The organism is Paraburkholderia sp. EG287B, assembly GCF_040965595.1.
Lineage (GTDB): Bacteria > Pseudomonadota > Gammaproteobacteria > Burkholderiales > Burkholderiaceae > Paraburkholderia.
Genome location: NZ_JBFRCG010000014.1, coordinates 157,611 through 169,653, shown reverse-complemented (window position 1 = coordinate 169,653; position 12,043 = coordinate 157,611). Strand labels below are relative to the sequence as shown.

Below are 12,043 nucleotides of genomic sequence, written 5' to 3'. Positions count from 1 at the left end.
ACTTGTTATCGTGTCGGTATGCCAGCGTTGCCCCTGTGCGGGGCGGCACCTACTTTTCTTTGCAGCGGAAAGAAAAGTAGGCAAAAGAAAGCCGCTCAAACCGCTAATGCCTGCCACAGTTCACATCTCGACGTACACGGTGAATGGCTCCGGAGCGTCTGTCGCCCCGCACCACCCAAGTGAGTGACAAGGCGCTCATACTTCCGGCGGCGCTACGCGCGCCGAAGGGCATAACCCAACACCGTTGAGGCGCGTGCACTATCGCGAAGCCTGAAATGCCTTTTGGTTTCCCATGCAGACCCAACCGCAGCGCGCGTAGCGAGCAGCGGGATGAATGACGGCCTTGTCACTAACCTGGGTGGTGCAAGGTGACAGACGCTCCGGAGCCATTCACCGTGTACGTCGAGATGTGAACTGTGGCAGGCGCTAGCGGTTTGAGCGGCTTTCTTTGCCTACTTTCTTTGCCGCCGCAAAGAAAGTAGGTGCCGCCCCGCACAGGGGCAACCCAGGCATACCGACGCGAAAACAAGGAAAGGCCAACGCCGCACGCAGCCCCAAAAAAATCACTTCAGCGCAGGCAAAATCTTGCCGACGCAGGCACCAAACCCCACACGATAACCATCGCCCTGGCACCAGCCCGCGAGCGTGAGTTCGTCGCCGTCTTCGATGAAGCCGCGCGTGCCGCCGCTCTTCAGTTCGAGCGGATTCTTCGCGTTCCATGTGAGTTCGAGCAGGCTGCCGAACGAGTCCGGCGTCGGGCCCGAGATGGTGCCCGAACCCATCAGGTCGCCCACACGCGTGTTGCACCCGGCCACGGTGTGATGTGCGAGCTGCTGCGCCATCGACCAGTACATGTGGCGGAAATTCGCGCGTGCGATGGTCGTCGCCTCGGCCGCGCCTTCGGGCTGCATCCGCACTTCGAGCGCAATGTCGAACGCGTGGTCGCCCTCGTGCCGCAGGTATTCGAGCGGCTGCGGCTCCTGCACCGGCTGCGCGACGCGGAACGGTTCCAGCGCGTCGAGCGTGACGATCCACGGCGAGATCGTGGAAGCGAAGGTCTTCGCGTTGAACGGCCCGAGCGGCACGTACTCCCATTGCTGGATGTCGCGCGCGCTCCAGTCGTTGAGCAGCACCATGCCGAAGATGTGGTCCTCGGCGTCCTCGCACGCAATCGGCTCGCCGAGCGCGTTGCCGCGCCCGACGATGAAGCCCGTTTCCAGCTCGATATCGAGCTTACGGCACGCGCCGAACACCGGACGCTCCTGATCGGGCAGCTTCAACTGGCCGTTCGGGCGGCGCACCGGCGTGCCGCTCACCACCACCGATGACGCGCGGCCGTTATAGCCGATCGGCATCTCGGACCAGTTCGGCAGCAGCGCATTCTTCGGATCGCGAAACATCGAGCCGACGTTCGTCGCGTGTTCCTTCGACGAGTAGAAGTCCGTGTAGCCCGGAATCTGCACGGGCAAATGCAGCTTCGCATCGGCGAGCTTCACGAAGGCGCGCTGGCGCAACGCCGCGTCGTCGCGCAGCGTGGCCGTGTCGCGCGCGAGCAGCGACGAGAGCTGCACACGCACGCTGCGCCACGTCTCGCGGCCAAGCGCGATGAAGTCGTTCAGCGCGGCACGCGCGAAGACGTCTTGCTGCGCATTCGCAGGCAGACGCAGCAGCCCGGCTTCGTGCAGCGCCGCCAGGTCGGCCACGAGGTCGCCGATCGCCACGCCCACGCGCGCCGTTGCGTTCTTGGCGTCGCTGAACACGCCGAACGGCAGGTTCTGGATCGGGAAATCGCACTGGGCGTCGTTCGCGCTCTCGACCCAGCTCTTGCGCCTCGCGTCGAGCGTCGCCTTGAGTTCGTCCGTCATGGTGCTGTTCATTGCTGCTCCGGATTGAAGTGTTTCGCGAGGCCTTGCCAGCACTCGTAGTAATGCGCCTGCAGCTGGCTCGTTTCGAGCGCGTAGCGCGTCGGGCGGATCAGCGTGCGGGTCTCGAACATGAAGGCCATCGTGTCGCCGACCTTGTGCGGTTTCGTCGTGTCGGAGTTCGATGCCTTCTCGAAGGTCTCGGCGTCGGGCCCGTGGCCCGACATGCAGTTGTGCAGGCTCGCGCCGCCCGGCACGAAGCCTTCGGCCTTGGCGTCGTACACGCCGTGCACGAGGCCCATGAACTCGCTCGCCACGTTGCGGTGATACCAGGGCGGACGGAACGTGTTCTCGGCCGCGAGCCAGCGCGGCGGGAAGATCACGAAGTCGATCGAGTCGACGCCCGGCGTGTCCGTGGGCGCATGCAGCACGAGGAAGATCGACGGATCGGGGTGGTCGTAGCTGATCGAGCCGATGGTGTTGAAGCGGCGCAGATCGTACTTGTAGGGTGCGTAGTTGCCGTGCCACGCCACCACGTCGAGCGGCGAGTGGCCGATATCGGCGCGCCAGAGCTGGCCGTTCAGCTTCGTGACGAGTTCGAACTCGCCTTCGCGGTCTTCATACGCAGCGACGGGCGTGAGGAAGTCGCGCGGATTCGCAAGGCCGTTCGAGCCGATCACGCCGAGATCCGGCAGACGCAGGAGCGCGCCGAAGTTCTCGCAGATATAGCCGCGGGCTTCGCCATCGGGCAGATCCACCGTGAAGCGCACCCCGCGCGGGATCACGACGATCTCGAACGGCTCGACGTCGAGCCGGCCCATCTCCGTACGGATCGCGAGACGCCCTTGCTGCGGGACGATCAGCAGTTCGCCGTCGGTGTTGTAGAAAAAGCGATCCATCATCGGCCGGTTCGCCGCGTACAGGTGGATCGCGCAGCCGCTCATCGAGGCCGCCGAGCCGTTGCCCGACATCGTCACCCAGCCGTCGATGAAATCGGTCGGCTCCGCAGGCATGGGCAGCGCGTCCCAGCGCAGCTGGTTGGGCGGCGTGGGCGGCACATCGCCGAAATCGGCGACGAGGCGCGGCGCGCCGTTCACATCGAGACGCGAGGCGACCGGCGCAAACGGCTGATGCACGGCGCCCGGGCGGATCCGGTAGAACCACGTGCGGCGGTTGTGCGAGCGCGGCGCGGTGAATGCGGTGCCCGAGAGCTGCTCGGCGTACAGCCCATAGGCGCAGCGCTGCGGCGAGTTCTGGCCCGCGGGCAGCGCGCCCGCCAGCGCCTCGGTCGCGAACTCGTTGGCAAAGCCGCTCATGTAGCCGTGCTGGACTTCGGTTGGGTGCCGCAAAGGTGCGTTCATTGCTGTCTCTCCACGTTCTCGGGTCATGACATGACGTCACGCGATTTACGGATGGTAAAACCAATTACGATTAGTGAAATTAGGCGTATACCCTGGCGAGCGGCCGGTCGCCTCCAGAACTGGCGCGAATGGTCGATAACGTTATGACCAAACAGTCCATCCGGCGCGGCTGCGGGCTGCTACCATCGGGTCATGCGACCCCGTGTGGGGCTCGCACTTTTCATCCGCTTCCCGCTACATCACCATGATCGCTCCCACCATTCCCGAGCTCGTTGCCCGCGCCGCCGACCATCCGTTTCTCGGCGAGCACCTGGCGATGGGCACTGGCGCGCACGCCAAAGAGGCCGTGGCGCGGCGGCGCGGCGTGGAGCTTTTGAGCGCCTACGAGCCGATTTACGACATCAGCGTGCACAGCGGGGCGCAGTCGCTCACCGCCGATCTCGCAATGGCCTCGCGTTTTGGCGACGAACTCGGCTACCAGGCGGTCACGCTGCGCGAGCAGGACGGCCAGCTCGCGCCCTGCGACGCGTTCAGCGACACGCTCGACGATCCCGACCTCGTCGCGGTCGATCGCATGGTGCGCGCGCTGCACGCCATCAATTTTCTGGGTGGCCAGCAGCACGGGCTACTCTTCCTGCGCGTGCACGAGCGGCTCCTGAAGAGCGTGAAGTACGACCATGGACGGCATTTCTCGAACGTGCTGGTGTCGTTCGGGCTCAATCCCGGACGCATCGTGATCGAGCTGCCGGCGGCGGCGGTCGCGCACCGCACATTCCTCGGCTATCTCACGAAGAGCTATCAGCGGTACGGGTTCAAGGTGGCGGGCAATCTGCCCAATGCCGGGCAGATTCTTTCGGTGTCGGACGTACCTCGGCCCGACTTCGTGAAGATGGATGCGGCGTCCGCGCTGCGCGATTCGATGGTGAAGCCGCTCGTGAGCTATGCGGCGCGGCTGCGCATTCCGCTGATTTTCAACCGCGTGACCGATGCGGCCCAGTTCGAGCAGTTGCAGCAGTACGACGTGCGGTTCGTGCAGGGGCCGGTGTTCGCGGCCCAGGACAAGGTGATTTGACGATGTGATGCAAGCGAGGCGCCGGGCGGCGCCTGAGCGGCCTTAGAGGCTGACGGGTTCCTGCTCCAGCTCCACGCCGAAGCGCGCTTGGACGTCACGCTGGATCGCCTGGGCGAGTTCGAGAATGTCCGCGCCGGTCGCCCCGCCGCGATTGACGAGCACGAGCGCCTGACGCTCATGCACTGCCGCCGCGCGCAGCGCACGGCCCTTCCAGCCGCACCGGTCGATCATCCAGCCCGCCGCGAGCTTCACGCGCCCGTCACCCTGGTGGTACGACACGATCTGCGGCTCGCGCACGACGAGCGTATCGAACTGCTGCGCGTCGATCACGGGATTCTTGAAGAAGCTGCCCGCATTGCCGAGTTCGAGCGGGTCGGGCAGCTTCGCGCGCCGCACCGCGACCACGGCGTCGAACACGGCGCGCGCATGCGGCGCGTCGCCGGCGTTGTGTTGCGCCAGCTCGCGCGCGAGGTCGGCATAGCCCGCGTTGGCTTGCCAGACCTTCGGCAGACGGAACGTGACCGAGGTAATGACGAAGCGATCGCGCCCTTCGCGCTTGAAGAAGCTGTCGCGATAGCCGAAGCGGCAGGCGGCTGCATCGAACTCCACGGCTTTGCCGGTCGCGATCTCGATAGCCCGCACCGCCACGCAGCGCTCGGCCATCTCGAGCCCGTAGGCGCCGATGTTCTGAATGGGCGCCGCGCCCACTGTGCCCGGAATCAGCGCCAGATTCTCGAGACCCGGCATGCCCGCTGCGAGCGTCCACGACACAAAATCGTGCCAGTTCTCGCCCGCAGCCGCTTCCACGTACCAGGCGTGGCCGTCTTCATACGCAACGCGCTTGCCGGTCAGCGCCATCAGCAGCACGAGGCCGTCGAAGTCGCGCGTGAGCACGACGTTGCTGCCGCCACCCAGCACGAGCGTGCGCAAGCCCTGGGCGCGCGGATCGCGCACCGCGGCGACGAGATCGGCCTCGCTTTCGACCCGGCACGCGTAGCGCGCGCGCACGTCGAAGCCGAACGTGTTGTGCGCGCGCAGCGCAAAGCCGGCAGCGAACCACGTAGTGACGGGCGTTTGGGTGACGGACATCGAGGAAGAACGGAACATGGACAGCAGACGAAAAATCGCCGGAAAGGCCGCCGGCGGGCACCTGCGCACCGTGGACTCGCCTCCGGGCGGCGGCAAGCCGCCTTGGGCAAACGCAACGGCGCCGGTAGAATGGCGTCGGTCCGTGATTATAGCGAGTGCGCGAACCGCTGCCTGAAAATGCGTCAGTGGACTGCGAAATACGGCTGCGACCCGCGGGCACCTGGCTTGCATAGCTTTTGCACCGCCGTTTGCGCACCTCGTACTTTTGGGAGAAAGCAATGCCATCGTTTGACGTCGTCAGCGAAGCCAACATGATCGAAGTAAAGAACGCAGTGGAGCAATCCAACAAGGAGATCTCCACACGCTTCGACTTCAAGGGCTCGGATTCGCGCGTCGAGCAGAAAGAGCGCGAGCTGACCGCGTTCGCCGACGACGACTTCAAGCTCGGCCAGGTGAAGGACGTGCTCGTGTCGAAAATGGCCAAGCGCAATGTGGACGTGCGCTTCCTCGACTACGGCAAGATCGAGAAGATCGGCGGCGACAAGGTCAAGCAGGTCATCACCGTGAAGAAGGGTGTGTCGGGCGACCTCGCGAAGAAGATCGTGAGGCTCGTGAAGGACAGCAAGATCAAGGTCCAGGCGAGCATCCAGGGCGACGCCGTGCGAGTGACGGGCGCCAAGCGCGACGACCTGCAAAGCGTGATCGCCATGCTGCGCAAGGACGTGACCGACACGCCGCTCGACTTCAACAACTTCCGCGATTAACGCGGCAAGTCCAGCGTATTGCGGGGCGGCTCAGGCCGCCCCGTTTCGTTTCACACGTCCCCGCGCGCGCTCGCTTTCTCGCGCTCAGTCCGCCGTCACCACGAGCGGCATGAGCACCTCGCCGGTTTCCAGCAGTGTCTTGAGATTCGAGAGGATGCGCGGCCAGCCGCCCGACACCTTCTCGATGAAGATCGATCCCGGCCGCGCCATGTGGTGCGTAATCGTGAGCTTGACCGCGTGCTCCACGGGTTCGATGTCGATCGTGCAGAGCGAATCGCCCTCCGCATGAAGTTCGGCCAGGAACATGTTGCGCCAGCGCAGCACGAGCCGGCGCGGGGGATCGGCTTCGACCACCGCGCCCGAGTCGGCGATGCGGCCGTCGGCGAAGCGCAGCGACCAGGACGAGCCCGTTTGCCAGTCGCATTCGTGATGCATGCCGAACCAGTAGCGCTCGGTGAACTCGCGGCTCGTGAGCGCCGTCCACAACGCTTCCGGCGCGGTGCGGATGAACGTGACGTAGACGAACGTCGAATTGCCGGGGGCGCTGCCTTGCGTGTGCTTGTCGCTACTCATGGCTGTCTCCTTCGAGTGATCGCTTGAGGTCGACGAGCGCGCCCACGCGCTCGTGCTCGAACTTGCCGATCCAGCGCGCGGCAATCTCGCCGATGGGCACCGGATTGATGAAATGGCGCTTCTCGCGCCCATGCCGCTGCGTCGCGACGAGATTCGCCTCTTCCAGCACCGTGAGATGCTTCGTGACCGCCTGGCGCGAGATGGCCAGCCCCTCGCATAAATCGGTCAGCGTCTGACCGTTTTTCGCATGGAGGCGGTCGAGCAGTTGACGGCGGCTCGCGTCCGCCAGCGCGCGGAATACGGCGTCGTCGTTCATGCATTGATTATGCAACCATACGGTTGCATGTCAAGGTGAAAAAACGGCACCGCAGCGCCGCCCTCTCACTTCAGCGTTACTGCGCCTCAATCGAGCCTGAACTGGCCGACCGCATCCGCGAGATTGGCCGCCTGGCCGCGCAGCGCCGCCGCGGCAGCCGTCGACTGCTCGACGAGCGCCGCGTTCTGCTGAACCATCTCGTCGAGCTGGCTGACCGCCCGGTTCACCTCCTGGATGCCGCGCGTCTGCTCACCGGCGGCATTAGTGACTTCGGAGATGATGGTCGTCACGTTCGCGACATTCGACACGATCTCATCCATCGTCGAGCCCGCGCGGCGCACGAGCTGCGAGCCCGACGTCACGCTGGATACGGTCGACTCGATCAGCGCCTTGATTTCGCGCGCGGCCTGCGCGCTGCGCTGGGCGAGGCTGCGCACCTCGCCCGCCACCACCGCGAAGCCGCGGCCCTGCTCCCCCGCGCGCGCCGCTTCCACGGCCGCGTTCAACGCCAGAATGTTGGTCTGGAACGCGATGCCGTCGATCACGCCGATGATGTCCGCGATCTTCACGGACGCCTTCTCGATGTCGCCCATCGTGTGCACGACGTCGCCGATCACCGAACCGCCGCGCGAGGCCGCCTGCGAAGCCGTCGCCGCCGTCACGTCGGCCTGCTGCGCCGCGTTCGCCGACTGCGCGACCGTCGCCGTGATCTCCTCCATCGAGGCCGCCGTCTCTTCGAGGCTCGCCGCCGCCGATTCGGTGCGGCCCGAAAGATCGACGTTGCCCGCTGCGATCTCGTCGCTCGCGGTACGCACCGATTCGCTCGCGTCGCGGATGTGGCGCATCACGTCGCGCAGCTTGTCCATGAACGCGTTGAACGAGCGCGCGATCTGCGCGACCTCATCGTTGCCCACGGCGGGCAGGCGCTTCGTCAGATCGCCCTCGCCGGCGCTGATCGCGTCCATCGCGTCGCGCACGCGCGAGAGGCGCTGGAACGACACGGCAGTCGCGGCAGCCACGATCGCCGCGGCCGCCACCGCGATCACCACGAGCGCAATGAGCGACGCCGTGAGCAGCGAACGCATCGCCGCCGTCGCATCGGCGCGGTCGAAAGCGACCACCACGCGCCAGTCGGTGCCCGGAATCGTTTGCGCACGCATGAGCTTGACGTCGCCCTTCACGTCCACCTTCAACGGCTCGCTCGCCGCGAACAGCGCGTTGAGGCGATCGCCGGCCAGCTCGGGCGCGAGTTCCGCGACGGGTTTGAGCGTGAGTTGCGCGTCGGGGTGCGCGACGATCGCCCCGCTCGCGTCGACGAGCATGCCGAAGCTCGCCGGCGTGGGGTGAATCGAGCGGACGTTGGCGATCACGCTGTCCATCGCCACGTCGCCGGAGATCACGCCCTTCACGGCGCCGTCGCGAATCACCGGCTCCGCGAACGCCACCACGAGCTTGCCCGTGCCCACGTCCACATAGGGCGGCGTGACGACCGCCTTGCCCGCCGCGACGGCCTGCTTGTACCAAGGGCGCCCGGTCGGGTCGTAGTCGGGCGGGATGCCGGTGGCGTCGGAGAACTTCGCCGTGCGGTCGGCATAACCCACGTAGACGTTCGTGAAGCCGCCCGCTGCCGCGATCTGCTTGAGCGCCGGCACGGGATCCGGCCCGAGCACGGCGTCCTGGAGCGAGTCGATCATCCGTACATGCGCCGCGACCCAGTCGCCAATGCCTTGGGCGTGGCTCTCTTCGAGCGCCGTGAGCGTGCTGTCGATCGAATCCTTGTTGTGCGAGTTGGCGACGAAATAATTGAGCGCCGTATTCGCGGCAAGCGCGCTCACGACGATGACGACGCATAGCGCGACGATGCGCGCGCGGATGGTGGAAAACATTGCGGGGAATGCCGTGTGGAAAATGAAGGAGCGAAGCCGTCAAACCTGGTCTGGAACTATCAGGGATTACGGCACGCCACACGGCGTTCTTGAGGGCGCACCCATAGAAGATGTGCCATGAATCGCTTACTTACCGGAAGATGACAGACGATAAGCGAAATTGTCAGACTATTCGAATGCAGTGGCGAAGCCCTTTTTGCGGCCTACTTGCCCGCGCCGGCCGCCTTCTTCTCGCCGATGCGGCTTTCCTTGCCCGCGATGAGCTTGGAGATGTTCGCGCGATGGCGCCAGAACAGCAGCACGCTCATGGCGAGGATGGCGAGCGCGACGACGCGCGGGCCGAACATGAACACGTAGTAGAGCGGCGCAAACACGGCGGCCGCCAGCGCCGCGAGCGACGAGTAGCGTGTGAAGAACGCGACGATGAGCCAGGTGGCGAGCGTGGCGACACCGAGAATCGGATTCACGGCAAGGAGGACGCCGGCCGCGGTCGCGACGCCCTTGCCGCCCTTGAAGCGGAAGAACACCGGATACAGGTGACCGAGGAACACGGCGATCGCGGCGAGCGCGACCGCGGCGTCGCCCAGACCGTAAAGCGGGCCGAAATGCGCGACGAGCCAGACTGCGAGCCAGCCCTTGAACGCGTCGCCGATCAGCGTGAGGATCGCGGCCTTCTTGTTGCCGCTGCGCAGCACATTGGTCGCGCCGGGATTGCCGGAGCCGTAGGAGCGCGGATCGTCGAGGCCCATGAAGGCGCTCACGATCACGGCGAACGAAACCGAGCCGATCAGATAGGCGAGAACGGCGACGAACAGGTTGTACATGCACGAAACCCGGAGGAAGTGGAACGATGCGCGCCGGGCGCTGGCGATGGCGATCGCCGCCCGGCAACGCGCGACGGCGCTCATTCTACCGAAGCGCGGGCGCGCCCTGCCCGCGCAGTCGGCACAAGCACGCACGAACCAGGGTAAATCAGGGAAGCAACGGGAACGGGCGGGACGCTTCGCTCAGCCGGGGGTCGCGCCTTGTTTGACCGTTACTCGACGCTCGCGCACTGCACCGGCTTCGCGTTCAGGAGCGTCGTGAGCACCGCGGGGGCGAGGCTCACGAGATAGCCGCGCCGGCCGCCGTTGAGCCAGATCTCGTCGAGTTCGAGTATGGTCGACTCGACGTAGACGGGCATGGCTTTCTTCGTGCCGAAGGGCGACGTGCCGCCCACCAGGTAGCCCGAATGACGGTTCGCGACCTCGGGCTTGCACGGCTCGATGCGCTTCGCGCCGATCTGCCGCGCGAGATTTTTCGTCGACACCTTGCGGTCGCCATGCATGAGGACGATGAGCGGCTTCGAGTGCTCGTCCTCCATCACGAGCGTCTTGACGACGCGATGCTCGTCCACACCGAGCTGGCGCGCGGACTCTTCCGTGCCGCCATGCTCGACGTACTCGTAGGGATGCTCGCCGAAGGCGACGCCCGCGCGGCGCAGCATCTGCGTGGCGGGCGTTTCGGACACGTGTTTCGTTTTGCTCATCGGCGCATTGTAATCGCACGGTCCGCAACGACTGCGTCAGACGCGTTGGCAGGCTCAGCCGCGCGGATGATGCTTCTCGTGCAACAGTCGCAGCCGCTCGCGCGCGACGTGCGTATAGATCTGCGTGGTGGAGATGTCGCTGTGGCCGAGCAGGAGCTGCACGACCCGCAGGTCCGCGCCGTGATTGAGCAGGTGCGTGGCGAACGCGTGGCGCATCGTGTGCGGCGAGAGCGGCGCATGCACACCGGCCGCCGCCGCGTGGCGCTTGATGATGTGCCAGAACTGCTGGCGCGTCATGCCTTCGGCGCGCGCGGTCACGAACAGCGCGTCGGTCGTGCGTGCGCCGAGCAGCGCCGGGCGCGACTCGCGCAGATAGCGCTCGATCCACGCGTGCGCCTCCTCGCCGAACGGAATGAGCCGCTCCTTCGAGCCCTTGCCGAGCACGCGCACGACGCCTTCGTTCAGGCCCACCTCGACGGTCTTGAGCGTGACGAGTTCGGTCACGCGCAGGCCGCTCGCGTACATCAGTTCCAGCATCGTGCGATCGCGCAGGCCGAGCGGCGTCTCGACATCGGGCGCGCCCAGCAGCGCCTCGACCTGCGCCTCGCTCAAGGTGGACGGAAAACGCGGCGCCTGCTTCGCCGAGCGGATGCGCACGGTCGGGTCCGAATGCACGCGCTGCTCGCGCAGCGCCCAGCCGTAATAGCGGCGAAACACCGAAAGGCGCCGGTTCGCCGAGGTGGATTTATCGTCCTTGCGGCGCGCGCTGTAGGCGAGCAAATCGTCTTCGTGGGTCGTGTCGAGTGCATTGGAGCGCTCGCACGCGAGCCATTGCGCAAAGAGGCGCAAATCGCGCCGGTAGGCGTCGAGCGTGTTGCGCGAGAGGCCGTGCTCGAGCCACATGGCGTCGCAGAACGTGTCGATGGCGGTCAGGCTCGACGCCAGCGCTTCGGCCGCGGCGGGGTCGAGCGCCTGCTGCGCCTCGTCGGCGGCTTCGCTTGCGGCAAGCGGCGGCGGATTCGTCGTCATCGTCATCGTGTCAGCGCAGTTGAAATCGGTTCGACGTGCATTCGTGGGCGAGCAGCCAGCGCTTCACGTCGCGAAAGAAGCCTTCGCCGCCGTGATGCGCGAAGCCGCCGAGGCCGCTCGCCGACACCACGCGATGACACGGAATCACGAGCGGAAAGGGATTGTCGCCGCACGCCTGGCCCACGGCGCGCGGGCTCACGCCGCCGATTCGCTTCGCGAGTTCGCCGTAGGTGAGGACTTCTCCCGCTTCGATTGCGCAGATGCCGTCCCACACGCGCCGCTGGAATTCGGTGCCGAGCGGTGCGAGCGGCAGGTCGAAGCCGGCGTCGGCGTCCTCGAAATACTGACCGATCTGCTCAGCCGCGCGCGCGGCGAGTTCGCAATCCGGCTCGACGCTCGCCGCCTGTCCCGGCAGATAGACGATCTCGCGCAGCGCGGGCCCGACGGTGCGGATGCCGACCTTGCCGAACGGCGCCTCGATCACTGCGTTGAACATCGTCGACTCCCTGGTGCGCGAACGTTGCACGCCATGGTGCCGCGTTGTGCGCGCGATTTCCAGTGCG

The 12,043-nt window shown here is 66.0% G+C and carries 12 protein-coding genes; 2 read left to right on the top strand and 10 right to left on the bottom strand.

The window, feature by feature from the left end:
- Positions 1 to 563: 563 nt before the first annotated feature.
- Positions 564 to 1,877 (bottom strand): fumarylacetoacetase, encoded by a 1,314-nt coding sequence (gene fahA, locus AB4Y40_RS26160; RefSeq protein ID WP_368690272.1) that lies wholly within the window; start codon positions 1,875 to 1,877, stop codon positions 564 to 566.
- Entirely contained in the window at positions 1,874 to 3,223 is a 1,350-nt protein-coding gene (hmgA, locus tag AB4Y40_RS26155) for a homogentisate 1,2-dioxygenase (RefSeq protein WP_368690271.1), read from the bottom strand. Before hmgA ends, fahA begins: the two co-directional genes overlap by 4 nt.
- A gap of 244 nt (positions 3,224 to 3,467) precedes the next feature.
- Here hmgA and AB4Y40_RS26150 point away from each other — a divergent pair, with 244 nt between their 5' ends.
- Entirely contained in the window at positions 3,468 to 4,295 is an 828-nt protein-coding gene (locus AB4Y40_RS26150; protein WP_342919268.1) for an EAL domain-containing protein, read from the top strand.
- A gap of 42 nt (positions 4,296 to 4,337) precedes the next feature.
- Here the strand turns inward: AB4Y40_RS26150 and murB are convergent, their stop codons facing one another.
- Complete coding sequence (murB, locus tag AB4Y40_RS26145) at positions 4,338 to 5,384, bottom strand: UDP-N-acetylmuramate dehydrogenase (protein ID WP_368690270.1); 1,047 nt, start codon at positions 5,382 to 5,384, stop codon at positions 4,338 to 4,340.
- Between the two features lie 278 nt (positions 5,385 to 5,662).
- Between murB and AB4Y40_RS26140 the strand changes: the two genes are divergently transcribed.
- On the top strand, positions 5,663 to 6,148 hold the full coding sequence (locus AB4Y40_RS26140) for a YajQ family cyclic di-GMP-binding protein (protein ID WP_028209548.1): 486 nt from the start codon (positions 5,663 to 5,665) through the stop codon (positions 6,146 to 6,148).
- Positions 6,149 to 6,232: 84 nt separating this feature from the next.
- Here AB4Y40_RS26140 and AB4Y40_RS26135 read toward each other — a convergent pair whose 3' ends face one another.
- The 7 genes from AB4Y40_RS26135 to AB4Y40_RS26105 form a co-directional block, all read right to left on the bottom strand.
- Positions 6,233 to 6,721 (bottom strand): SRPBCC family protein, encoded by a 489-nt coding sequence (locus tag AB4Y40_RS26135; RefSeq protein ID WP_368690269.1) that lies wholly within the window; start codon positions 6,719 to 6,721, stop codon positions 6,233 to 6,235.
- The gene (locus tag AB4Y40_RS26130; protein ID WP_368616805.1) at positions 6,714 to 7,037 is read right to left on the bottom strand and encodes an ArsR/SmtB family transcription factor; all 324 of its coding nucleotides are present in this window, start codon (positions 7,035 to 7,037) and stop codon (positions 6,714 to 6,716) included. The genes AB4Y40_RS26135 and AB4Y40_RS26130 overlap by 8 nt, the downstream gene beginning before the upstream one ends.
- Before the next feature lie 86 nt (positions 7,038 to 7,123).
- Positions 7,124 to 8,923: a methyl-accepting chemotaxis protein gene (locus AB4Y40_RS26125; protein ID WP_368690268.1), complete on the bottom strand. Its 1,800-nt coding sequence runs from the start codon at positions 8,921 to 8,923 to the stop codon at positions 7,124 to 7,126.
- 203 nt (positions 8,924 to 9,126) lie between these two features.
- Positions 9,127 to 9,747: a glycerol-3-phosphate 1-O-acyltransferase PlsY gene (gene plsY / locus AB4Y40_RS26120; protein ID WP_368690373.1), complete on the bottom strand. Its 621-nt coding sequence runs from the start codon at positions 9,745 to 9,747 to the stop codon at positions 9,127 to 9,129.
- A 212-nt stretch (positions 9,748 to 9,959) separates the two neighbouring features.
- Positions 9,960 to 10,451: a Cys-tRNA(Pro) deacylase gene (gene ybaK, locus AB4Y40_RS26115; protein WP_368690267.1), complete on the bottom strand. Its 492-nt coding sequence runs from the start codon at positions 10,449 to 10,451 to the stop codon at positions 9,960 to 9,962.
- A 54-nt stretch (positions 10,452 to 10,505) separates the two neighbouring features.
- Positions 10,506 to 11,480 carry a site-specific tyrosine recombinase XerD gene (xerD, locus tag AB4Y40_RS26110; RefSeq protein WP_368690266.1) on the bottom strand — a complete coding sequence of 325 codons (975 nt, stop codon included), beginning with the start codon at positions 11,478 to 11,480 and terminating at the stop codon, positions 10,506 to 10,508.
- 10 nt (positions 11,481 to 11,490) lie between these two features.
- Positions 11,491 to 11,976: a methylated-DNA--[protein]-cysteine S-methyltransferase gene (locus AB4Y40_RS26105; protein ID WP_368690372.1), complete on the bottom strand. Its 486-nt coding sequence runs from the start codon at positions 11,974 to 11,976 to the stop codon at positions 11,491 to 11,493.
- Positions 11,977 to 12,043: the final 67 nt, after the last annotated feature.

What these genes read in the sequence shown, in the direction of transcription:
- fahA (WP_368690272.1), bottom strand. Translation starts at nt 1,877, where the DNA reads ATGAACAGCACCATGACGGACGAACTCAAGGCGACGCTCGACGCGAGG.
- hmgA (WP_368690271.1), bottom strand. Translation starts at nt 3,223, where the DNA reads ATGAACGCACCTTTGCGGCACCCAACCGAAGTCCAGCACGGCTACATG.
- AB4Y40_RS26150 (WP_342919268.1), top strand. Translation starts at nt 3,468, where the DNA reads ATGATCGCTCCCACCATTCCCGAGCTCGTTGCCCGCGCCGCCGACCAT.
- murB (WP_368690270.1), bottom strand. Translation starts at nt 5,384, where the DNA reads ATGTCCGTCACCCAAACGCCCGTCACTACGTGGTTCGCTGCCGGCTTT.
- AB4Y40_RS26140 (WP_028209548.1), top strand. Translation starts at nt 5,663, where the DNA reads ATGCCATCGTTTGACGTCGTCAGCGAAGCCAACATGATCGAAGTAAAG.
- AB4Y40_RS26135 (WP_368690269.1), bottom strand. Translation starts at nt 6,721, where the DNA reads ATGAGTAGCGACAAGCACACGCAAGGCAGCGCCCCCGGCAATTCGACG.
- AB4Y40_RS26130 (WP_368616805.1), bottom strand. Translation starts at nt 7,037, where the DNA reads ATGAACGACGACGCCGTATTCCGCGCGCTGGCGGACGCGAGCCGCCGT.
- AB4Y40_RS26125 (WP_368690268.1), bottom strand. Translation starts at nt 8,923, where the DNA reads ATGTTTTCCACCATCCGCGCGCGCATCGTCGCGCTATGCGTCGTCATC.
- plsY (WP_368690373.1), bottom strand. Translation starts at nt 9,747, where the DNA reads ATGTACAACCTGTTCGTCGCCGTTCTCGCCTATCTGATCGGCTCGGTT.
- ybaK (WP_368690267.1), bottom strand. Translation starts at nt 10,451, where the DNA reads ATGAGCAAAACGAAACACGTGTCCGAAACGCCCGCCACGCAGATGCTG.
- xerD (WP_368690266.1), bottom strand. Translation starts at nt 11,480, where the DNA reads ATGACGACGAATCCGCCGCCGCTTGCCGCAAGCGAAGCCGCCGACGAG.
- AB4Y40_RS26105 (WP_368690372.1), bottom strand. Translation starts at nt 11,976, where the DNA reads ATGTTCAACGCAGTGATCGAGGCGCCGTTCGGCAAGGTCGGCATCCGC.